This window comes from Streptomyces sp. NPDC026659 (assembly GCF_040638245.1).
In the GTDB taxonomy this organism is placed as follows: Bacteria; Actinomycetota; Actinomycetes; order Streptomycetales; family Streptomycetaceae; genus Streptomyces.
In genome coordinates this window covers 163,417-185,392 of record NZ_JBEZXY010000001.1, presented here as the reverse complement: position 1 = coordinate 185,392, position 21,976 = coordinate 163,417, and the positions used below count along the sequence as shown (strand labels likewise).

The window sequence follows — 21,976 nt, the reverse complement described above, 5'->3', positions numbered from 1 at the left end:
GTCGACGGCGGCGTACGCGTGCGTCCCGGCTCCGGTGCTCACCGCAGGAACGCGGCCGCCACGCCCGCGTCGACCGGGATGTGCGCACCTGTCGTGTGCGTGAGGTCTCCGCCGGTCAGCGCGAACACCGCGTTGGCCACGTGCTCGGGGAGTACCTCCCGCTTGAGCAGGGTGCGTTGGGCGTAGAACTCGCCGAGCCTCTCTTCCTCGATGCCGTACGTCGCCGCCCGCTGCGCGCCCCAGCCGCCCGCGAAGATGCCGGAGCCGCGCACCACACCGTCGGGGTTGACGCCGTTGACCCGGATGCCGTACTCGCCCAATTCGGCCGCCAGCAGGCGTACTTGGTGGGCCTGGTCGGCCTTGGCGGCGGAGTAGGCGATGTTGTTCGGGCCCGCGAAGACCGCGTTCTTGGAGGCGATGTAGACGATGTCGCCGCCGAGTTGCTGTGCGGTCATCACCCGGGCCGCCTCGCGGGACACCAGAAAGGAGCCGCGGGCCATGATGTCGTGCTGGAGATCCCAGTCCCGCGCCGTCGTCTCGAGCAGTGGCTTGGAGACGGAGATCCCGGCGCAGTTGACGACCAGATCCACCCCGCCGAACGCGAGCACCGCCCGGCGGAAGGCGCCGGCTGTCTGCTCCTCGCTCGTCACGTCCATCGTGACGGGAACCGCCCTGTCCGGACCGCCCAGTTCCTCGGCCACCCCCGCCGCGCCCTTGATGTCGGCCACCACCACACAGGCACCCTCGGCGGCCAGCCGATGCGCGATCGCGCGGCCGATGCCGGAGCCCGCGCCCGTCACGAGCGCGATCCGGGTGGCCAGCGGCCGGGGCGCGGGCAGCCGCCGCAGCTTGGCCTCCTCCAACTCCCAGTACTCGATGCGGAATTTCTCGCGCTCCTCGATGGGCGCGTACGACGACACCGCCTCGGCCCCGCGCATCACGCGGATCGCGTTGCGGTAGAACTCGCCCGCCACTCTGGCCGTCTGCTTGTCCCTGCCGTACGAGAACATGCCGACCCCCGGGACGAGGACGATCGCCGGGTCCGAGCCGCGCATCGCGGGGGAGCCGGGGCCCGCGTGCCGTGCGTAGTAGGCGGCGTACTCCTCGCGGTAGGCGGCGTGCAGCTCCCGGAGCCGGGTCTTCGCCTCGCCCAGCGGTGTGCTCGGGGGGAGATCGAGGACGAGGGGGCGCACCTTCGTGCGGAGGAAGTGGTCGGGGCAGGAGGTACCGAGCGCGGCGAGCCTCGGGTGCTCGGCGCGGGAGAGGAAGTCCAGGACGTCGGTGGAGTCGTCGAAGTGGCCCACCTGGGGGTGGTCCCGGGAGACGAGGGCGCGGATCGCCGGGGCCAGCTCTGCGGCCCGGTTCCGGCGTGCGGCCGGCTCCAGGGGGGCGTATCCGGCGAGCAGCGGGCCGAAGGGTTCCGCCTTGCCGTGTGCGGTGAGGAAGGCTTCGGCGGTGCGGATGATGTGCAGGGTGTTGCGCTCGCACTCCGCCGAGGTGGCGCCCCAGGCGGTGATCCCGTGGCCGCCGAGGATCACCCCGATCGCCCGCGGATTGGCCTCCTTGACGCGGGCGATGTCCAGGCCCAGCTGGAAACCGGGCCGCCGCCACGGCACCCACACCACCTGGTCGCCGAAACACTCGGCGGTCAGCTTCTCGCCGTCCGCCGCGCAGGCGAGCGCGATGCCGGAGTCGGGGTGCAGATGGTCCACGTGGGGGGCGTCCACCAGGGCGTGCATGGCGGTGTCGATGGACGGCGCCGCACCACCCTTGCCGTGCAGGCAGTAGTCGAAGGCCGCGACCATCTCGTCCTCGCGGGCCTCCCCCGGATAGACGTCCACGAGTGCCCGCAGCCGGTCCAGGCGCAGTACGGCGAGGCCCTCCGCCGTGAGGGTGCCGAGGTCGCCGCCCGAGCCCTTGACCCACATCAGGCCGATGTCGTCACCGGTCACCGGGTCGGGGACGGTGCCCTTCGCGGAGGCGTTGCCGCCCGCGTAGTTGGTATTGCGCGGGTCGGCGCCGAGGCGGTGGGAGCGGCCGAGGAGTTCGGCCACCGCTGGATGCTGCTCAGGCGTGTGGTGTCCCGCCATGTGCCCTTCCCCTATGTCGTCCGCGCCCATGTGCTCTTCCCCCATCCCCCTCACGCCCCCCACCCCGCCTGCTCCCCGCCCACCCGCTCCTCGGCGATCCGCTCCTGCCACCCCGAGCGCCGGTAGGCCGCGAGCGGATCGCCCTCCAGACCCGCCCCCTCCCGTACCTCCGCCAGCAGCGGCCGCACATCCGCGCTGAACGCGTCCATCAGGACGCCGTTGGCCGCCAGCACGTCCCCCGTGCGCTGGGCCTCGCCCAGGGCCTCGCCGTCGACCAGGAGCGCCTTGGCCGTGGCCTCCTGCACGTTCATCACCGAGCGGATGATCGCCGGGATCTTCGCCTCGATGTTGTGGCACTGGTCGAGCATGAACGCCACGTCCGGGGAGAACCCCCCGCCGCGCACCACCTCGTACATGATGCGGAACAGCTGGAAGGGGTCGGCGGCGCCGGCCATCAGGTCGTCGTCCGCGTAGAAGCGGGAGTTGAAGTCGAAGCCGCCGAGCTTGCCCTCGCGCAGCAGCGTCGCGACGATGAACTCGATGTTGGTGCCGGGCGCGTGGTGGCCGGTGTCCACCACCACCTGTGCCTTCGGGCCGAGTCGGAGGCAGTGGGCGTAGGCGGTGCCCCAGTCGGGCACGTCGGTGGCGTAGAAGGCCGGCTCGAAGAGCTTGTACTCCAGGAGCATCCGGTGGCCGTCGCCGAGGCGGTCGTAGACCGTGCGCAGCGCCTCGGCGAGCCGGTCCTGCCGGGTCCGAAGGTCGTCCTGGCCGGGGTAGTTGGTGCCGTCGGAGAACCAGAGCTTCAAGTCCCTCGACCCGGTCTCCTCCATGATGCCGACGCAGTCGAGGAGATGGGCGACGGCCTTGCGGCGCACCGCGGGATCGGGGTTGGTGACCGAGCCCAGCCTGTAGTCGTCGTCCTGGAACACATTGGAGTTGATCGCCCCGATCCGCAGCCCGCGCTTCTCCGCGTGGGCGGCCAGCGCCCCGTAGTCGTCGACGCGGTCCCACGGGATGTGCAGCGCGACGGTCGGCGCCACGCCTGTGTACGCGTGCACCTGGGCGGCGTCGTCGAGCTTCTCGAAGGGGGTGCGGGGGACGCCGGGCTGCGCGAACACCTTGAAGCGCGTACCGGAGTTGGCGTACGCCCACGACGGGGTTTCGACGGCCTGGGTCGTCAGCGCCGCCTTCACCTCGTCCCGCGTCAGGGTCCTGGTACCCGCGGCGTCCTTGCTGGTTCCGGAGGTCATCGCGCAGCCCTTCTCAAGGATGGTGCCCGGTGGGTCAGTTGGAGAAGTGGTGGGTTCCCGGGGGTGCGGTGAAGACGGTGCTGCCGTCCTCGCGGCGCAGGAGGCGGGCGGTGTCGCCGGTGACCTGGGCCGGGCGTCGGCCGTCGGGGATCCACACCTCGGCGGTGGTGTTGGGCGGCACGGCCAGGGTCAGGCGGAAGCCCTGGGCGTCCGTCTTCCAGTCCGTGGAGATGCGGCCGTACACCGAGTCGAAGCGGGCGTGCGCCTCGGTCACGCCGCCGCCGGGGCGCGGACGCACGAGGATCTTCCGGAAGCCGGGCGCGGCGGGGGCGATCCCGGCGATGTGGGCGTACATCCACTCGCCGACCGAGCCGTACGCGTAGTGGTTGAAGGAGTTCATCCCGGCGTCCTGGAAGGTGCCGTCCGGCTTGATGGAGTCCCAGCGCTCCCACATGGTGGTGGCACCCCGGTCGATCTGGTAGCCCCAGCTGGGGAAGGTGCGCTGGGTCAGGAGCCGGTGGGCGACGTCCGTGTGGCCGGTCTCGGTGAGCACCGGCAGCAGGCGCGGGGTGCCGAGGAAGCCCGTCGAGAGGTGCCCGTCCCGTGCCTCGATCAGCTCCACCAGGCGGTCGGCGGCCGGTGTGCGGTCCGGCGCGGCGAGCAGATCCATGGAGAGGGCCAGGACGTACGCCGTCTGGGTGTCGCCCTTCACGCGGCCGGCCCCGGTGACGTAGGCGGCCCGGAAGGCGTCCCGGACGTTCGCGAAGAGCGCCTGGTGCGGGGCCGGGTCCTTGCCCAGGACCTCGGCCGCCGAGGCCACCAGCGCGGCGCTGTGCGCGAAGTACGCGGTGGCGATGACGTCCTTCGGGGTCTCGTCGTCGACGTTCAGCCAGTCGCCGTAGCCCTCGGCCGGGCGCAGGTATCCGGTGCTGTGCGCCTTCAGGTGGTCGAGCCACCGCACCATCGACGCCCACGCCCGCTCCAGGACCCGCACGTCTCCGTACGTCTGGTACAGCGCCCACGGGACGGTCACTCCGGCGTCGCCCCAACCCGCCACGCCCGTACCGACGTCCATGTACGGCGCCACGTTGGGGAAGGCACCGTCCGCCGTCTGGCCGTCCCGCAGGTCGTCCAGCCACTTGGTGAGGAAACGGGCGGACTCCATGGTGTAAGTGGCCGTCGGCGCAAAGACGTTGATGTCCCCGGTCCAGCCGAGCCGTTCGTCGCGGGCCGGGGTGTCGGTGGGGATGGACAGGAAGTTGCCGCGCTGTCCCCAAGTGATGTTGCTGTGCAGCTGGTTGAGCATGGGGACGTCGGTCTTGAAGGACATCGTGAAGGGAGCCGACGTGTGGATCACCCGGCCCGTGACCGCGTCGAGCGGCGGCCTGCCCGGGTAGCCGGTGACCTCGACGTAGCGGAACCCGTGGGAGGTGAAGCGGGGTTCGAAGGTCTCGGTGCCGCCGCCCTTGAGGACGTAGGTGTCCGTGGCCCGCGCCGTCCGCAGGTTCGCGGTGTACAGCGTGCCGTCGGGGTTCAGCACTTCCGCGTGCCGCAGCCGAACGGTGGTTCCCGCCTCGCCCCGGACGCGCAGACGGACCGCGCCCACCATGTTCTGACCGAGGTCGAAGACGAAGACGTCGGGCCGCGGTTCGGTCACCCGCTTCGCGGGGAGGTCGCGCTCCAGGCGTACGGGACCGTCGACCTGGGCGACCAGCGCGGCCGTCACCTTCTCCACGCCGTCCACGGCGGCCCAGGTGGAGTCGTCGTAGCCGGGCCGGGTCCAGCCGGGGGTCTCGCGCCGGGCGTCGTAGTCCTCGCCCGCCATCGGGTCGGCACTCGTGACGGGTCCGGTCGCCGTACGCCAGTCGGTGCCGGACAGCACCCGGTCCGTCGAGCCGTCGGTGTAAGTCACCTCCAACTGGCCGATGAAAGCGGGGCGTTCACCGTACTGATGGGGGCCATACCAGGCGATGCTGCCCGCGTACCAGCCCGCCGCGAGGGTCACCGCCAGCGCGTTGGCGCCACGGCTGAGCTGCTTCGTCACGTCGTACGTCTGGTACTGGACCCGTCGGCGGTAGTCGGTCCAGCCCGGGGCGAGCCGGTCCTCGCCCACGCGGGTACCGTTGAGGTGGGCCTCGTAGAGGCCGAGCGCCGACGCGTACAGGCGGGCCCGCGCGACCTTCTTCCCGGCCGGGAGGCGGAACTCGTGGCGCAACTGCGCGGCGGGGGAGTAGGTGGCCGAAATCCTGCCCCAGGGGCCGCCGCCCCATGGTGCGAGCACCTTGGCCGAAGCCCATGAGCCGTCGTCGTAACCGGCCGAACGCCAGTCGCCCGCAGGCTCCTTGTCGACGGTCTTCCAGGACGCGTCGGTCACGACGGTGCGGACGCCTTGCGGGGTGGTCAGCTCGATCAGGCCGATGAGACCCGCCGGGCCCGTCGTCGCGTTGGTCGCGGCAACGGCGAACACCACGCCCCCGGGCTCCGGTTGAGCCTCCACGACGACCGGGCGCCGCCAGTTGTCCGCCGGGCCGTCCGGTTCGACGTGTGCGAGCTGTACGCCGTTCGCGTGGGCGGTGAAGCCGTCGTCGGCCGACATGACCAGGCGCACCCGGGTCGCTCCCTCGGGGACCTCGACACGGCCGCGGAACCAACGCGTGGCGGCAGGAGCGCTGTTGGCGGGATCGCCCTCGGGGAACCAGATCCAGGACGCGCCTTCCAGGGAGGGCGCGCCGACCAGGCGTGCGGGAGCGGCGATCCACCGTGCCGACCAGTCGGAGGGAGCCGTCAGGCCCGTCTCCCACCAGGAGGGCTCGCTCCACTCACCGGCGCGGTCCGCCGAGTCCCAGACGCGGACCTGCCAGTGATAGCGGGTGCGGGATCTCAACTCCGGCCCGGCGTACGGGACCAGGACCGAGTCCCGGGAGGCGACCTTGCCGCTGTCCCATACGTCGGGTGCGGTCAGGCGGCCCGGTGTGGTGGCCACCCGGACCTGGTAGGCGCTCTGCGTCTGACCCCGCCCCTGTGGCTCCAGCGGCCAACTGAGCCTGGGGCGTGCCGTGTCGAGACCCAGGGGGTGGCTCACGTACTCCACGGTCGGGTGGGAGACGCGCAGCGGCCGGTGTTCGACGGCGGCGGCGACTTCGGGCCCGGGGAGCCCGGCAGCCCCGGAGGGCTCGGCGGCCGAGGCGGCCCCGGTGCCCACGGCGGTCACAAGCGCGGAGGTGGCGGTGGTGCCCAACAGCTGTCTTCTGCTGATCACGGTCGGCTCCGTAACGACTCGGCGATGAATCGTTTCACGGGAGGCGAAGCTAGGGGTGCGGATGCGGTCCGTCAAGGGTGCGGGCCGGTCTCGGGTCGTCGGAAACAAATCCAACTCCCGCCCATTGACTGCATAGTTGGCCGGGGTCTAGCTTCCGTGGGCACTGACTGAAACCTTTCACCCGACTGATCGGTGTGACCATGCCGGAGCCCCCCGTCCTGGCCGCGCAGGGCCTGAGCAAGTCCTTCGGCGCCGTCCGCGCGCTCCACGACGTCTCCCTGGAGCTGTACGCCGGCCGGGCCCATGCCCTGGCGGGCGAGAACGGCGCCGGGAAGTCCACCCTCATCAAGACGCTCGCGGGCGTCCACCGCCCCGACGCCGGCGCCCTGTTGCTCGACGGGAGGCCGGTCGTCCTGCACGGCCCGGCCGATGCCCGCGACGCCGGGGTGGCCGTCATCTACCAGGAGCCGACGCTCTTTCCGGATCTGTCGGTCGCCGAGAACATCTTCATGGGCCGCCAACCCCGCCGTTCCCTCGGGCGCGTCGACCACAAGGCCATGAACGCCGCCGCCAGGGACCTGTTCACCAGGCTCGCCGTCGACCTCGACCCCGAGCGGCCCGCGCGCGGTCTGTCCATCGCCGACCAGCAGCTGGTCGAGATCGCCAAGGCGCTCTCCTTCGACGCCCGCGTCCTGATCATGGACGAGCCGACCGCCGCCCTCACCGGCAGCGAGGTCGCCCGCCTCTTCGGTGTCGTGCGCACGCTGCGCGAACAGGGCTCCGCGATCCTGTTCATCTCCCACCGCCTGGAGGAGATCTTCGCCCTCTGCCAGGACGTCACGACCCTGCGCGACGGCAGACTGATCGCGAGCGAACCCGTCGAGGGGCTCACCGAGGACGATCTCGTACGCCGCATGGTGGGCCGGGACCTCGACCAGCTCTATCCGAAGCAGCCCGCCGAGATCGGTGAAGTCGCGCTCAAGGTAAGCAGGTTGACCCGGGAGGGCGTCTTCACCGACGTGTCCTTCGAGGTGCGGCGCGGGGAGATCGTGGGACTCGCGGGCCTGGTCGGCGCCGGTCGCAGCGAGGTCGCGCGGGCCGTGTTCGGCGTCGACCGGTGGGACGCCGGATCGGTCGAGGTCTGCGGGCGGCCGCTGACCGGGGGCGCCCCGAGTGCCGCCATGGCCGCCGGGCTCGGTCTCGTCCCCGAGGACCGGCGCGCCCAGGGCCTGGTGATGGCCCTGTCCATCGAGCGCAACATCGGCCTGACCGGGCTGCGGACGACCACGCGGGCCGGACTGAGCAGCCGCCGCGCCGAACGCGGCCGGGCCGTCGACTGGGCGGCCAGGCTGCGGGTCAAGCACGCGCGCCTCGCGGACGCCGTGAGCACCCTGTCCGGCGGCAACCAGCAGAAGGTCGTCCTCGCCAAGTGGCTCGCCACCGGTCCCAGGGTGCTCATCGTCGACGAGCCCACGCGCGGCATCGACATCGGCACCCGGGCCGAGGTGCACCGGCTGCTGTCCGGGCTCGCCGCCGACGGGGTCGCCGTCCTGATGATCTCCTCCGATCTGCCGGAGATCCTCGGCATGGCCGACCGCGTCCTCGTCATGCGCGAGGGACGGCTCACCGCCGAGATACCGCGCGCGGCCGCCACCGAGGAATCCGTGCTGGCGGCGGCCACCGGGAGGGCGGCATGACCGTCACCGAGCACCCGCAGGCCCCGGCCGTCGGACCGGAGCGCTCCCGCGCCACCCGGCTCGTCGACCGCGTGCTGAAACTGCGCGAACTCGCCATCCTCCTGGTCCTGTTGGTGATGGTCGTCGTCGCCCGGGCGGGCAACAGCGAGTTCCTCTCCACCCAGGGCGTCAAGGACCTCCTGCTCAACGCGACGATCCTGGTCCTCGTCGCCACCGGCCAGGCGCTCGTCGTCGTCACCCGCAACGTCGACCTGTCCGTCGGCTCCGTGCTCGGCCTCTGCGCCTTCGCCGCCGGTGACCATCTCCAGAGCGGCGGCTCCGTCACGGTCGCGATCCTGCTCGCGGTCGCCCTCGGCATTGGCTGCGGGCTGCTCAACGGCGCCCTCGTCAGCCTCGGCCAGGTCCCCGCCCTCGTCGTCACCCTCGGCAGTCTCTACATCGTGCGGGGCCTGGACTCCCTCTGGGTCGGCTCCCGCCAGATCACCGCCTCCGACCTGCCCGGCGGCTTCGTCGACTTCGGCTCCGGCGGTCTCGGGCCCGTCCCCTGGCTCGTCCTGATCGCCCTCGCCGTACTGGTCTGCACCGCCTACTACCTGCGCCACTACGGCGGCGGCCGCGAACTGTACGCCCTCGGCTCGAACCCCGAGGCGGCACGCCTGGCCGGCATCCCCGTACGACGGCGCGTCCTCGCCGTCTACACGGCCTGCGGGGCCCTCAGCGGACTCGCCGGAGCCCTCTACCTCGCCCGCTTCGGCAACGTCGACAGCTCCACCGGCAGCGGCTACGAACTCACCGTCGTCAGCGCCGTGGTGGTCGGCGGCGTCGCCTTCACCGGAGGCTCCGGGAGCGTCTGGGGTGCCGCACTCGGCGCCCTGCTGCTCACCACCGTCGGCAGTGTGCTGCCCGCCCTCGGCGTCAGCTCCGTGTGGGTGCTGGCCGTCAACGGCGTCCTGCTCGTCCTCGCCATCGCCGTCGACCGGATCGTGGCGCTGCGTGTCGCCCGCGCCCTGAAGAAGCGGGCCCTGTCGAACCGGAGGGACGGCCACCATGGCTGACACGCCCATGACTCTGCCGCGCGTCATCCGCTGGGACACCATGGTCGGTGCCCTCCTGCTCGTCCTCCTCCTGCTGTCCTTCTCCTTCGTGGACGGCTTCGGCAACGCTCTCAACCTGTCGTTCCTGATCGGCAACACCCTGCCGGTCGCGCTGATCGCGCTGCCCATGACGCTGCTCGTGGTGTCCGGCGAGATCGACCTCTCGGTCGCCTCCACCGCCGGACTGTCCGGGGCGGTGATGGGCGCCCTGTGGAACGCCGGAATGGCCATCGAGACGATCATCCCGCTCTGCCTGCTGCTCGGCGTCGTGTGCGGGCTGGTCAACGGCCTCCTGGTGACGCGCCTCGGCCTGCCGTCCCTCGCCGTCACCATCGGCACCATGGCCGCCTACCGGGGCATCGCGCAGATCGTCCTCGGCTCCGACGCGGTCACCGACTTCCCCACCCGCTACCTCGACTTCGCGGCGGGCCGCATCGACGGCACCTTCGTCCCGTACGCCCTGCCGCCCTTCCTGGTCCTGCTCGCCATGGCCGTCGTCGCCCTGCACGCCACCCCGTTCGGACGGTCCCTCTTCGCCATCGGCGCGGGCGAGGAGGCGGCCCGGTTCGCCGGCATCCGGGTGAAGCGGCAGAAGCTGTACCTGTTCACCGCCACCGGCCTGATGGCGTCCGCCACCGGAATCTTCTGGGCCCTGCACTACGCCAGCGCCCGCTACGACAACGCCACCGGCCTCGAACTCTCCGTCATCGCGGCCGTGTTGCTCGGCGGAGTCTCCTTCGACGGCGGCCGGGGCACGCTCGGCGGCGCCCTCGCCGGGGTCTTCCTGCTCGGCAGCCTGCAGAACGTGATGAGCCTGCTCGACGTCTCCGCGCAGTCCCAGATCGTCGTCACCGGCGTCCTGCTCGTCGTCTCCGTGCTCGGTCCGCGCCTCGCACGCCGGATCACCGCCGCGCGGGCCGGGCGCGGCGCCGCGGCCACCGTCCCGACGCACGCCTCCTGAAGGGAACCACCCGCGATGTCAACTCCCGTGATCCGCAAGGCGAGTACGGCACTCGCCGCTGTCATCACGCTCGCCCTCACCGCGACCGCGTGCGGGGGCACCACCAAGAAGTCCGTGGCTCAGGAGGACGGCGGTGCCAAGGCGTCCCACGCCCACGCGGACCCGAACGCCGCCACCAGGAAGGGACTTACGGTCGCCTTCCTGCCCAAGCAGGTGAACAACCCCTACTTCACCGTCGCGGACAAGGGCGGAGAGCAGGCGCTGAGGCAACTCGGCTCCTCCTTCAAGGAAGTCGGCCCGAGCAGCGCCACCGACACCTCGGGCCAGGTCTCCTACGTCAACACCCTCACCCAGCAACAGGTCGACGCCATCGCCGTGTCCGCCCAGGACCCCGGCGCCCTGTGCACCGCGCTCAAACAGGCCATGAAGAACGGCATCAAGGTCGTCACCTACGACTCCGACACCAACGCCGGGTGCCGCGACGTGTTCGTCTCCCAGGCGAGCGCCGAAGCCCTCGGCCGCTCCCAGGTCCAACTCCTCGGCCAACAGCTCGGCTACAAGGGGGAGATCGCGATCCTCTCCGCCGCGCAGACCGCCACCAACCAGAACACCTGGATTGAGTTCATGAAGGACGAACTCAAGAAGCCGAAGTACAAGGACATGAAGCTGGTCGCGACCGCCTACGGCAACGACGACGCCCAGCAGTCCTTCCAGCAGACCCAGGGCCTCCTCCAGGAGCACCCGAAGCTGGCCGGGATCATCTCCCCGACCACCGTCGGCATCAAGGCCGCCGCGCAGTACCTGTCCGGGTCCAAGTACAAGGGCAAGGTCGAGCTGACCGGCCTCGGCACCCCCAACGACATGCGCCGGTACGTCAAGAACGGCACCGTCGCGGCCTTCGAACTCTGGGACCCGGCCAAGCTCGGCGCCCTCGCCGCGCACGCCGCCGTCGCGCTCTCCTCCGGGCAGATCACCGGGCAGCGCGGCGAGACGTTCAAGGCCGGGGACCTCGGCAGCTTCACCATCGGCGACCAGGGCGTCGTCGACCTCGGCGAGCCCACCGTCTTCGACAAGGGCAACATCGACAAGTACAAGTTCTGACCCGGCGCCGGGGGCGGTGCGTCGCGCCCGGCATAGGCTGGACGCGGGGTGGGGGACAGCGGAACGGAGCACAGGCGCGCATGGCAGGCAGAGTCGGCATCAAGGACGTGGCCCGGCACGCGGGGGTCTCGGTGGGCACCGTCTCGAACGTCATCAACCGCCCCGAGACGGTCACCGAGGAGACCCGGCTGCGCGTCCAGTCCGTGATCGACCGGCTCGGCTACGTCCGCAGCGAGAGCGCCCGCCAACTCCGCGCCGGGCGCAGCCGGATCATCTCCCTGCTCGTCCTCGACATGGGCAACCCCTTCTTCGTGGACGTCGCACGCGGAGCCGAACGCGCCGCCCGCGAGGCGGGGATCGGGGTCATGGTCTGCAACAGCGGCCAGAATCCCGCCGAGGAGGCCGAGTACCTCTCCCTCTTCGCCGAACACCGCGTCCGTGGCGTCCTGTTGACCCCTGCCGACGCCACGGGCCGCAACATCGACGCCTTCCGCCGCCACCGCATCCCGTTCGTCCTGGTCGACCGGGTCGCCGAGGGCACCACCGAGTGCTCCGTCTCCGTGGACGACGTAGCGGGCGGGCTGCTCGCCGTACGCCACCTCGTCGACACCGGCCACCGCTCCATCGCCTACGTCAGCGGTCCGCCCCAGCTCAACCAGGTCAAGGACCGCCGCGAAGGCGCCCTCCGCGCCCTCACCCAGGCCGGCCTGCCCCCCGAAGCCCTCCGCGAACTCCCCACCGACCGCCTCGACGTCGCCGCCGGCCGCGACGCCGGCGCCCGCCTCCTCGGCCTCGCCCACCGCCCCACGGCCGTCTTCTGCGCCAACGACCTCCTGGCCCTCGGCGTCCTCCAGGCCCTCTACGCGGCCGGAGTCAGGGTCCCCCAGGACATGGCCCTCGTCGGTTACGACGACATCGAGTTCGCGGCGGCCTCTGCGGTGCCGCTGACTTCTGTGCGTCAGCCCGCGGTGACCATGGGGGCGCTCGCGACGGAGCTCCTGCTGGAGGAGACGGAGGCGGGCGCGGGCGGCCATACGCACCAACGGGTTGTGCTGCAACCAGAGTTGGTGGTGCGGGGGTCGAGCCTGGTGGTGCGGTGAGCGGGGTCGGTCAGAGAGCGATCGGCCGGTAAGCGAGGGCCTCGGCGACGATCTGCTCGGCCGTGGCGTCGCGTAGTTCGGGCGACGGGTGGAAGATCAGGTCGCCGATCCGGGGGTGGGGCACGTTGGCTCGGAGGAGCCGCAGGTAGTGGTCCGTCTCCGGGCTGCCGGTGAGGACTCTGCGGACCAGCTCGGTGAGTTCGTCCGTGGTGATGTCCGCGATCCGGGGCCGGGCGGGGCGGGCGGCCTCCGACGCGAACTCGCTCAGGCTCCGGCTGCCGTCGTACTCGGTGAAGTCCGGGGCGGCGTAGGCGTGGCCCGTCTTCACGTTGAAGGCCCTGATCTCGTCGCCCGCATCACCGGCTCCGCTGCGCACCAGCTCAGCGATCCGCTCGATGTCGCGGGAGAGCTCCGCCAGCCGCTGCGGGCTCACGGGCGGGGGCAACAGTTCCGGTCTCAGGTCCACGGCTGCATTGTGCCCTCAGGTGTTCGCCCCGCGCGCCGTCACCGCCCGGCGGTCGACCACCTCGGCCTCTCGCACGGCCCCCGGTCCGGGGGAAGTGGACGCGCCACCGACACGCAACGCGTCCACGGCCGACCCCTCCGCGAACGAACACCCGGCTCACGCCCCGCCCCGCTCCCGCGGAATCTTCTCCCCCGCCTCGATCGCCACCGGCAGCCGGTTCTCCGCCGGAGGCAGTGGGCAGGTGGCGAGGTCCGTGTACGCGCACGGGAGGTTCGCGGCGCGGTTGAAGTCCAGGAGGACCGTGCCGTCGGGGGTGGGCGGGTCGATGGTGAGGGCGCGGTTCGCGGCGTAGGTGGTGACGCCGGAGGTGGCGTCGGTGAACAGGACCATCAGGCGGCCCTCGCCCGCGCCCGGGAACGCGGTCAAGGAGAGGGCGTGGCCGTCGAGTTCGAAGTCGACCCGGCCCGGAGCGTCGTACACGTGCTCAAGGCCCTCGACCGCCGCGCCGACGGTGGTGGGGCGGGGCGCGTCGAAGGGGACGTAGCGGCCGGTGACGGCCCAGCGGGGGTCGGGGGCGTAGGCGGGGGTGCCGGTGAAGGCCGTGCGCAGGGGCGCGTCCGGGTGGCGGGGGCGGACGATGTCGTGGCCGCCGCGCTTGGCGACCTCGATGACGGCGTCGCCCCAGACGGCGTCGACTCCGCCGCGTTCGGGGAGGACGCCGAAGTGGTGTTCGCCCCGGACCGGCACGCCGTCCACCAGCAGCTCTTCGCCTTCGTCCAGGTTCACCACGACGCCCTCGCCCCCGGTGCGCCAGGCGCCCGGCGCGTCGGGGAAGCGCTGCGGGCGCTCGTCCAGCCAGTGCAGACCGGTGATCGCCAGGAAGCCGTGCGGGGCGGCGAGCCGGGCCTCGTGGGCGCGGTACCACTCCAGCCAGTCGTCGGCGAAGGCGCGGAGGTCGGTCGTGGTCGCTTCGGTGGTCATGCCGGCTCCTTCAATACGTGTTTGTCCGTGCGGAGTTGAGTCGGACGAACCTCAGTCGGCCAGTTCGCCCAGCAGGGCCCAGGTGCGGCGGCGGTTCTCGTCGCCCGCGATCTCCGTGCCGGAGAACACGACCTCCGTGGCCCCGGCGTCGCGGTAGCGGCGTACCTCCGCCGCGACCGTCTTCTCGTCGCCGATCACGGCCACGTCGGAGGCGCGGCGGGCGCCGGAGAGTTCGAGGACGCGGGCGTAGGACGGGATCTGTTCGTAGAAGGCGAGGTACTCGGTGGCCTTCTGCCGTACCGCGTCCACGTCGTCCGTGACCACGCCGGGTACGAGGGCCACGACGCGGGGTGCGGGACGGCCGGCGGCGTCGGCCGCGGCGGTCAGGGCGGGGACGATGTGGTCGGCGAGGGCGCGCGGTCCGGCCAGGTACGGCAGGATGCCGTCCGCCAGCTCGCCACTGACGCACAGCGCCTGCGGTCCCATCGCGGCGACCAGGATGGGGACGCCGTCGTCGGCGCCCGGTACGCGCGCGGGGACCGGGGTGGTCGCGGTCAGCAGCTCGCCGTGGAAGTCGGCCGTCCCGGTCTGCGTCAACTGCCGTAGCGCGGTGAGGAATTCACGCAGGCGGGCGATGGGGCGTGCGAAGGGCAGGCCGAAGCCGGACTCCGTCAGCAGCTTCGTGCCGAGGGCCAGGCCGAGGTGGTAGCGGCCGTGTGTCGCCGCCTGGGCGGTCAGCGCCTGGCTGGACACGAGCAGTGGATGGCGGCCGAAGACGGGGATCGCGGATGTGCCCACCTGCAGCCCGGGCACCTCGCGCCCGACGATCGCCGCGAGCTGGGGTGAGTCCGCGCCGAAGGTCTGGCCGAACCAGGCCGACCGCAACCCGGCGGCCGCGGCCTCCCGGGCCAGCCGCACCGTGGCGTCCACCTGATTCGGCGCGTCGGCCGCGTTGAGCGCTACTCCCACAGTCATGTCAGTGAAAACGGCTGTTGGCGGGGACGCATTCCGGTTCTTTTGTGACAGCTTCTTGTCAGTCGTGTGTACGGGGTACGGGGTACACGCGCCGGGAGATCATGGGCGTCCTGTTGGCCGCCGCCCACGGCTGCGCCACGCCGCTGCGCGGCGGCTTCCGCGCGCGACGTCACGCGAACGACGCCCGTCGGGCAGAACAGGTCAATTGAGAAGGGAAGTTGCTCGTGGAACTCGTACTCGACCCTCCGCGCGGAATCGCGCCGATCCTGCTCGGTGCGACCCTCGACGAGGCGTTGGCCTCGACCTCCGGATGGGGTGAGCCGCGCGTGCTGCGACGGCCGAGCCGCAACTCGGCCAAGGTGTCGTGGAGTCTGGACCACGTCGGCGTGCAGGCCCTGGCCGAGGGCGGGGAGCGAGTGACCGCGATCGAGGTGTGGTGGCCCGGGGAAGGCCGTAAGTCCGGTACGAGCGTGCTGCTTTGGGGTTACGACGTCTTCGCCACTCCCGCCGACGAGCTGTTCCGGTGCGCGAGGGCGCTGGGGCGGACGGTCGATGTGTCGCAGCCCGAGCATCCCGTGATTCCCGGAGTCTCGCTCGGTTTCACCCGGCAGACCTCGCAGGCGGTCGAGCGAGGTGCGGACGGGCTGCCGGTGTATGTCACGTCTGTTCTGGTCGCGGCGGAGGACTACTACAACTACCGCTATCAACAAGGAGATTGACGAGCCGGGGGTGCGTCGCCCTGGTGGGTGACGCACCCCCGGTCGCGGCCTTCCGGGCGCCCGGGCCGTGCGGGTGTACGGCTCGGAGGGACGCGCGCCGGAAGGGTGGGGAGGCCGGGGAAGCGGGGGAGGCTGCCGCGGCCGTCTCGGGGGTGGCCGTCAGCCGTCGTGTTCGGCCACCGCGCGGGCCTCGTACAGCAGGCGCCGTGCCGACTGGTATTTGGCCGCGGTGCCCAAGCCGACCGCCCGGAGGGGTGCTTGGGAGCACCGGTGCGTGTGGCGGTCGCAGAGGCCCGCGCCGCAGGAGCGGGAGAGCGCGACCGCGGCGGTGGTGATGTCCGGGTCCTGGCAGCCGAAGAAGTTCATCGCCGCACTCCGTACCGGCAAATGACGGACGGGCGAGCGGAGTTGTCCAGGGGTGCGAGAGCGCGTTCCGTGAACGAGGACCGGCGATGTTTCCACCCGGCGTACCTCCCGAAGGCATGGGTTTCCTGACGGAGTCAGGAACCATCAGCCCGGGGTGGGCGGTTCGGACCGGAGAGGTCCAGGCGGGCTCCATCGCCGACGTCGAGTGAACCGCCCCGCGCGACGGCGGTCAAGTGGGCGGGACGAACCGTAGGGGACCGGGGGAACGGACCGGAAGGATTCAGCGGGGCGGACCGGAGGGAACGCGCATGGCCAGCACGGCGATGTCGTCCTGTCGGTCGTCGCCCATCCGGGCGAGCAGCTCGTCCAGGAAGACCTCCAACGGCTCGGCCGCGAAGGCGGTCGCACATTGGCGGAGCCGGGTCAGACCGCGCCCGATGTCCTCGCCGGGACGCTCCACCAGCCCGTCGGTGTAGAGCAGGAACGTGCAGCCGGGCGGCAGGGTGACGGTCGCGGTGTCGCGGTCGAGGCCCGGGTCCACACCGAGGATGGGGGCGTGGCCCTCCTCCAGGAGGTCGCTGCTGCCGTCGGGGCAGACCAGCAGGGGCGGCAGATGCCCGGCGTTGGTCCAGTGCAGCCGCCAGGGCGCGTCCGGCGGTGTCTCCACACGGGCGATGACCGCCGTGACGAGTTCGACGGCGGTCAGTCCCTGCATCACCCGGTCCAGGCGGCCCATCGTGCCGGCCGGGTCGTCCCCGCTGTCGTAGGCCAGCGCGCGCAGCATGTTGCGCAACTGGCCCATGCGGACGGCGGCGGTCAGGTCGTGGCCGACCACGTCGCCGATGGCGAGGATCAGCGAGTCGTCGGGCAGCCGGAACGCGTCGTACCAGTCGCCGCCCACCTCGGCCCGCTCGCGCGCGGCCACATAGCGGGCGGCCAGCCGTACGTCGCCGACGCCGGACAGGTCCGGCAGCAGGGAGAGCTGCAGCTGCTCGGCGGTGTGCTGCTGGAGTGCGTAGAGCCGGGCGTTGTCCAGTGCGAGGCCCGCCCGGTGTCCGAGGTCGGCCGCGAGCGCCTGTTCCTGCTCGTCGAAGGGGGTCGCGGGGGCGCGCCGGACGAAGGTCAGCGCGCCGAGCGCCTGCCGCCGGGCGCGCAGGGGGACGATCAGCGCGGTCTCGGCGCCCAGGCTGCGGTACAGCCGCCACTGCGCGGCCCGCAGCGGGTCGTGCGGCTCCGGCCCGCCGAAGCGGTCGATCACCACGGGGCCCGCGCCGCGCAGCACCTTGGCCAGCTCGGCCGCCGACTCGTCCGGCGCCGGCAGGGACGAGCCCGGCAGCACCCGTACCGCCCGCTCCGGGTCACGGTCCGTGACCGTCAGCCGCCGCAGACCGTCGCCCTCGATCACGTCGATGACACAGGCGTCGGCCAGATTGGGCACCACCACCCGGGCCAGCCTGCGCAGCGCCTCCCCGGCGTCCAGACTGGACGCCAGCGCGCGGCTCGCCTCGGCCAGCAGCCGCAGCCGCGCCGCCGAGGCCTCCGGAGCGGACGTGTCGGACGCGTCGGACACGGCTTCGGGCTGTGGTGGATCGTCCCGCTTCATCGCACTCCCTCTCCTCGTGCCCTCTTTGTAACCTTTGGTGCCTGTGGTTCGGAAACCTCAGCGTGTTGGCCTCCGGCGGATCGGCGTCGATCCACCGTGCGTGCGTGATCGAGGCCGTGGCCGGTGAGTACACGGTGAAGGAGCAGCCCCGGTCGCACATCACGTGAAGGTACGGGCGCTGCGGCACCCCTCACTCCAGGCTTCCCGTCAGCTGCTCGTACGCCATCCGCGCCTCCGCCAGGAACTCCTCCGCCGCAGTGGCCCCCTCGAAGTCCATGACGCGCCAGCGGTGGGAGCGGTCGAAGCGGCGCAGTACCGTCGCGACGGTGTCCTCGTCGGCGTGCCAGGTGCGCAGGGCGCTCACGTTGCCGAGGGAGGCGAAGTTCGCGTCGTGCGCGGGCACGCACAGCACGCGGGTCTCGGGGCGGCCGTCCACCAGCGCGTGGAGCAGGGCTACGGGACGGGCCCGTACGGTACGGTCCGGCAGCGCCGGTTCCTCCATGAGCAGCAGGACGGGGACTGTACCGCCCTGCCCGGTGAGGGTGTCGCCGACCCAGCCCGAGCCGACCGGGTATCCGGTCACCCGCGTCGAGCCCACGCTCATCAGGTCGTGCCCGTCCGAGCCGTCGGGCGGGGCGAACGGCGAGCCGATCGTCGCGTCCACCGTGACCAGGAACTCCATCGCAGCCACCTCCCGTGAAGCGCACACCATCCACGCAGAGGCCATCAGCACGGTCGAAGCACGGTCGCCATGCGGTCACAGGGCGAGCCCCATCGCCCCCGGCACCACCATTCTTCCCGCACGGAGGCGGGGATCAACCGCGCGAAGCGGACCTTACGGAGCGGATTTCGTGGAGTCGGTCCTGGCGCCGGACCTGTCCGGACGGACCTCGCCGAGCTGATTCCGTACGGGCCGAGGTCGCCCAGCTGGTCCCGCCCGGGCTGACGTCGCCGGAGTCGGCTGGGTTCGCGTGCACTCCGCCGAGCCGATCCCGGCGAGCGGAAGAAGCCCGACGAGGGCAGCCCCCGCCCCGGCGGTACCGTCCGGATCTCCCTCGTCGACCGGAACCACGCCGGACTCGAGCCCGCCACCACCACGACGGCCGCCGCGCCCGCCCGCACCGCGCACGAGATCGGCCCGTACCGCACCTCGCGGTGCGGTGTGGTGCGGCTCGACGATCTGACGAGGTCAGTCGTCCAGGGTGCGCAGGAGTCGCATGAGGAGGTCCTCCGCCCGGGCGTACGAGGTCGAGCCCACCCGCAGTCGCCACTTCGGGTCGGCCGGGTGCCGCCGGTCCGGGGTCACGACCCGTACGGAGCGCGGGGCGGGGGCGGCGTGCGCCGGTACGTTCGCCTGCCGCAGGGCGTCGAGCACGGTGTCGACGTGTTTGGCGGGGAGGTCGGCGATCGGCGCCCACGACGTGGCGCGCAGGCCGTTGTCCCGGCCGCCCGGCGGCAGCCACGCGGGCGTGAACAGGCCGGTGGAGACGGTGAGTCGGGTGCTGTCGTGCGAGCTGTGGGCGACGCCGGTCATGGTGTCCTCCCGGTCCTCACGGGTGCGGTGAACAGGAGCCATCGGCCGGTACGGCGGGTCGGCCACCCGGGGTGCGGGTGGTCTCGGCGGGGTCCAGCGCCGAGCGCCTCGCGCACTGTCGAGCGTACGCCGGGGGTACGGCCGGGGGGAGCGGGCCGCGACCGGGGACGTCCGGGGCATCCGGCCGACACGCCCCGTTCGGCGTACGCTGGATGCCTGCCACGGCACAGCGCCGGGCATACTACGAATGCGCCGAGCGCGCCGGTGATGGGGCTCACCGTGAACCGCGGCATCCGCCGCTGACGGTCCCTGGTCCAACGAAGCGACCAGGAGGAATCATGCCCGCACCCGCCACTCCGTCCCTCGCCGCTTCGCCACCCGCCGCTCCGCCGGCCTCCGGCGAGACTCCCCGCCGCGGCCGCCTTCCGCCCGCGCCGTACGGCCCGCCCCCCCCACGCCCGGCCACTCACCCACGCCGTACGTCCACACCCGCACGCGCCGGGCGACCGCACCCGCCACCAGGAGGAAACGATGGAACTCGACGTGACCGTGGAGATCCCCCAGGGCTCGCGCAACAAGTACGAGATGGACCACGAACTGCACCGCATCCGGCTGGACCGGATGCTGTTCACCTCCACGCAGTACCCGGCCGACTACGGCTACATCGACGGCACCCTCGGCGGTGACGGCGACCCGCTGGACGCGCTCGTGCTGACCGGTGAGCCGACGTTCCCCGGCTGTGTCGTCGAGTGCCGGGCGGTCGGCATGTTCGTCATGCGGGACGAGCACGGTCCCGACGAGAAGATCCTCTGCGTCCCCGCGCACGATCCGCGCTACGCCGACGTGCAGGACATCGGTGACATCCCCGACTTCGACCGGATGGAGATCACCCACTTCTTCGAGGTCTACAAGGACCTGGAGCCGGGCAAGTCCGTCGAGGGCTCGCACTGGGAGGGCCGCGAGCAGGCGTACGCGGAGATCGCCGCCTCCCGCGCCCGCGCCGCCGAACCGGCGCACCAGGGCACCTGACCGGGCCGCGTGGCCGACGCATTCAGTCGGCGGCGTCGAGCTGGTGGTCGGACCAGACGTAGCTTTCGGGGAGCAGGGCGGTGATGGGGAGGGTGCGCAGCTGGTCTCCGGTGCCGACGACGACGTGCGAGGTGGGGAAGTAGTCGAGGAGGGCCTGGCGGCAGCGGCCGCAGGGGGGAATCACGCCGCGTTCGCGGTCGCCCACCGCGACGACGGTGTCCAGGTCGTAGATGCCCTGGGCGGCCGCCGTGCCGATCAGGACGAGTTCGGCGCAGGGGCCGCCTGTGAAGTGGTAGGCGTTGAGCGCGGTGACGATCCGGCCGTCCGGGGCGCGGCCCGCGGCGGCGACGGTGTGGTTGTCGCCGTGGGCGCGGGTGCGGACGAGATGGGTCGCGGCCTGGACGAGTTCGTGGTCGACGCCGGGACTCTGCATGGTCAACTCTCCACCTCTGGGGGTCGTTTCGCTGGTCAGAGCGGGTCGCCGCCGGGCGGCGGGGCCCACATAGTATGCGGGCGTGACGCATCCCCTCCGTCTGCCGGGCTTCCGTCTGCTTCTGATCAGCCGCACCCTGTCCACCCTGAGCGACGCCCTGGTGCCGACCGCCCTGAGCCTCGCCGTCGTCCAGCTCACCGGATCGGCGACCGCCCTCGCGCTGGTGCTCGGCTGCGCTCTCGGAACCCGGCTGCTCCTGCTGCCCGTTGCCGGAGTGCTGGCCGATCACTACAACCCCCGCTGGGTCGCCCTCGGCGCCGACGCGACCCGCGTCCTCACCCAGGCCGTCGTGGCCCGCCAACTCCTCACCGGCCATGCCTCGATCGCGGTGATCGCCGCGGCCCAGGCGGTGGCGGGCGCGGCCTCCGCCGTCAGCCTGTCCAACCTCGCGCCGCTTCTCGTACGGGTGGCGCCGGTCGCCGGTCCTGCGCGGCAGAAGGCCAACTCGCTGATGGGGGTGGCGAAAAGCGTCTCGCTGCTCGCCGGTCCCGCCCTCGCGGGCCTGCTGATCTGGGCGGTCGGCATCGGTTGGGTCTTCGTGCTCGACTCCGCCGCCTTCGCGGCCAGTGCGTTCCTGATGCCGTTCATCCGGCTTCATCAGAAGGCGAGTTCGGCGCCTGCCCGTCGCGCCATCCGCGCCGGGCTGGTCGAGGGCTGGGCCGAGGTGAGGGCCCGGGACTGGTACTGGACCAGCCTCGTCGCCCACGCCGCGTGGAACCTCGTCGCCAACGTGCTGCTCACCCTCGGCCCGCTCGTCGCCGTCACCCGGCTCGGCGGCCAGAACGCCTGGATCGCCGTGACCCAGGCGGGCGGCATCGGTCTGCTCGCCGGATCACTGCTGGCCGGACGGGCCCGCCCACGGCGCCCGGTGCTCGCCGGAAACCTCGTTCTGGCGACCTACGCCCTGCCGCTGGCGCTCTTCGCGACAAGTGCCCCCGTTCCGCTGCTGGTTGCCGGATACGGCATCGCCATGGCGGGCCTCGGCTTCCTCAGCCCCACCTGGCAGACCACGGTCCAGGAGGCCATCCCGCACCACGTGCTCGCCCGGGTCAGCTCCTACGACTGGCTGCTCTCGCTCGCCGCGCAGCCGCTCGGCGTGATCGTCGCCCCCATCGCCCTGCATCTCTGGGGTGCACGCGTGCCGTTCGCGGCCTCGGCCGTCCTGGTCGCCGTCGTCTGCGCCGGTACGGCCCTCGTGCCGGGCGTACGCAATCTGCGCTCGGACCGGGGGGTGGAGGTGGCCCGCGCTGCCTGAACG

At 72.1% G+C, this 21,976-nt stretch carries 19 protein-coding genes and 1 riboswitch; of the genes, 8 read left to right on the top strand and 11 right to left on the bottom strand.

Translation table 11 applies throughout. The features are described from left to right. Positions 1-38: 38 nt before the first annotated feature. Genes AB0E91_RS00845 through AB0E91_RS00835 form a run of 3 tightly spaced genes read right to left on the bottom strand, consistent with a single transcriptional unit; the run spans position 39 to position 6,599 of the window. Entirely contained in the window at positions 39-2,090 is a 2,052-nt protein-coding gene (locus tag AB0E91_RS00845; protein WP_361773106.1) for a bifunctional aldolase/short-chain dehydrogenase, read from the bottom strand. Positions 2,091-2,140: 50 nt separating this feature from the next. Beyond that, positions 2,141-3,340, bottom strand: a complete 1,200-nt coding sequence (rhaI, locus tag AB0E91_RS00840; RefSeq protein ID WP_361773103.1) for an L-rhamnose isomerase — start codon at positions 3,338-3,340, stop codon at positions 2,141-2,143. A 34-nt stretch (positions 3,341-3,374) separates the two neighbouring features. Next, positions 3,375-6,599, bottom strand: coding sequence for an alpha-L-rhamnosidase (locus AB0E91_RS00835; protein ID WP_361773100.1), 3,225 nt, complete (start codon positions 6,597-6,599; stop codon positions 3,375-3,377). A 200-nt stretch (positions 6,600-6,799) separates the two neighbouring features. Here AB0E91_RS00835 and AB0E91_RS00830 point away from each other — a divergent pair, with 200 nt between their 5' ends. The 5 genes from AB0E91_RS00830 to AB0E91_RS00810 all read left to right on the top strand — a co-directional run bounded on the left by AB0E91_RS00830 (position 6,800) and on the right by AB0E91_RS00810 (position 12,552). Then, on the top strand, positions 6,800-8,296 hold the full coding sequence (locus tag AB0E91_RS00830; protein ID WP_361773097.1) for a sugar ABC transporter ATP-binding protein: 1,497 nt from the start codon (positions 6,800-6,802) through the stop codon (positions 8,294-8,296). Beyond that, positions 8,293-9,351: an ABC transporter permease gene (locus AB0E91_RS00825; RefSeq protein ID WP_361773094.1), complete on the top strand. Its 1,059-nt coding sequence runs from the start codon at positions 8,293-8,295 to the stop codon at positions 9,349-9,351. Before AB0E91_RS00830 ends, AB0E91_RS00825 begins: the two co-directional genes overlap by 4 nt. Continuing rightward, the gene (locus AB0E91_RS00820) at positions 9,344-10,351 is read left to right on the top strand and encodes an ABC transporter permease (RefSeq protein WP_361773091.1); all 1,008 of its coding nucleotides are present in this window, start codon (positions 9,344-9,346) and stop codon (positions 10,349-10,351) included. The genes AB0E91_RS00825 and AB0E91_RS00820 overlap by 8 nt, the downstream gene beginning before the upstream one ends. Before the next feature lie 15 nt (positions 10,352-10,366). Then, the gene (rhaS, locus tag AB0E91_RS00815; protein ID WP_361773088.1) at positions 10,367-11,452 is read left to right on the top strand and encodes a rhamnose ABC transporter substrate-binding protein; all 1,086 of its coding nucleotides are present in this window, start codon (positions 10,367-10,369) and stop codon (positions 11,450-11,452) included. An 80-nt stretch (positions 11,453-11,532) separates the two neighbouring features. After that, positions 11,533-12,552, top strand: coding sequence for a LacI family DNA-binding transcriptional regulator (locus AB0E91_RS00810; protein WP_361773085.1), 1,020 nt, complete (start codon positions 11,533-11,535; stop codon positions 12,550-12,552). 10 nt (positions 12,553-12,562) lie between these two features. Here AB0E91_RS00810 and AB0E91_RS00805 read toward each other — a convergent pair whose 3' ends face one another. From AB0E91_RS00805 to AB0E91_RS00795, 3 genes are all read right to left on the bottom strand, one after another. After that, positions 12,563-13,018 (bottom strand): hypothetical protein, encoded by a 456-nt coding sequence (locus tag AB0E91_RS00805; protein ID WP_361773082.1) that lies wholly within the window; start codon positions 13,016-13,018, stop codon positions 12,563-12,565. Positions 13,019-13,174: 156 nt separating this feature from the next. Continuing rightward, positions 13,175-13,999 (bottom strand): DUF1684 domain-containing protein, encoded by an 825-nt coding sequence (locus tag AB0E91_RS00800; protein ID WP_361773079.1) that lies wholly within the window; start codon positions 13,997-13,999, stop codon positions 13,175-13,177. 51 nt (positions 14,000-14,050) lie between these two features. After that, positions 14,051-14,974 (bottom strand): LLM class F420-dependent oxidoreductase, encoded by a 924-nt coding sequence (locus tag AB0E91_RS00795; protein ID WP_361773076.1) that lies wholly within the window; start codon positions 14,972-14,974, stop codon positions 14,051-14,053. 224 nt (positions 14,975-15,198) lie between these two features. Between AB0E91_RS00795 and AB0E91_RS00790 the strand changes: the two genes are divergently transcribed. After that, positions 15,199-15,693, top strand: coding sequence for a hypothetical protein (locus AB0E91_RS00790; protein WP_361773073.1), 495 nt, complete (start codon positions 15,199-15,201; stop codon positions 15,691-15,693). A gap of 159 nt (positions 15,694-15,852) precedes the next feature. Here AB0E91_RS00790 and AB0E91_RS00785 read toward each other — a convergent pair whose 3' ends face one another. From AB0E91_RS00785 to AB0E91_RS00770, 4 genes are all read right to left on the bottom strand, one after another. Beyond that, positions 15,853-16,059, bottom strand: a complete 207-nt coding sequence (locus AB0E91_RS00785) for a hypothetical protein (RefSeq protein ID WP_361773070.1) — start codon at positions 16,057-16,059, stop codon at positions 15,853-15,855. Positions 16,060-16,187: 128 nt separating this feature from the next. Next, positions 16,188-16,265, bottom strand: a riboswitch (Fluoride riboswitch). 74 nt (positions 16,266-16,339) lie between these two features. Continuing rightward, entirely contained in the window at positions 16,340-17,662 is a 1,323-nt protein-coding gene (locus AB0E91_RS00780) for a GAF domain-containing SpoIIE family protein phosphatase (protein ID WP_361773067.1), read from the bottom strand. A 190-nt stretch (positions 17,663-17,852) separates the two neighbouring features. Beyond that, complete coding sequence (locus tag AB0E91_RS00775; RefSeq protein WP_361773064.1) at positions 17,853-18,344, bottom strand: inorganic diphosphatase; 492 nt, start codon at positions 18,342-18,344, stop codon at positions 17,853-17,855. A gap of 507 nt (positions 18,345-18,851) precedes the next feature. Then, positions 18,852-19,196 carry a hypothetical protein gene (locus tag AB0E91_RS00770; protein WP_361773061.1) on the bottom strand — a complete coding sequence of 115 codons (345 nt, stop codon included), beginning with the start codon at positions 19,194-19,196 and terminating at the stop codon, positions 18,852-18,854. 531 nt (positions 19,197-19,727) lie between these two features. Between AB0E91_RS00770 and AB0E91_RS00765 the strand changes: the two genes are divergently transcribed. Beyond that, complete coding sequence (locus tag AB0E91_RS00765) at positions 19,728-20,225, top strand: inorganic diphosphatase (RefSeq protein WP_361110006.1); 498 nt, start codon at positions 19,728-19,730, stop codon at positions 20,223-20,225. Between the two features lie 22 nt (positions 20,226-20,247). On the opposite strand, the gene AB0E91_RS00760 is transcribed toward AB0E91_RS00765, so the two are convergent. After that, positions 20,248-20,664, bottom strand: coding sequence for a cytidine deaminase (locus tag AB0E91_RS00760; protein ID WP_361773058.1), 417 nt, complete (start codon positions 20,662-20,664; stop codon positions 20,248-20,250). Between the two features lie 76 nt (positions 20,665-20,740). On the opposite strand from AB0E91_RS00760, the gene AB0E91_RS00755 reads away from it, so the two are divergent. Next, positions 20,741-21,973 (top strand): MFS transporter, encoded by a 1,233-nt coding sequence (locus AB0E91_RS00755; protein WP_361773055.1) that lies wholly within the window; start codon positions 20,741-20,743, stop codon positions 21,971-21,973. Positions 21,974-21,976: the final 3 nt, after the last annotated feature.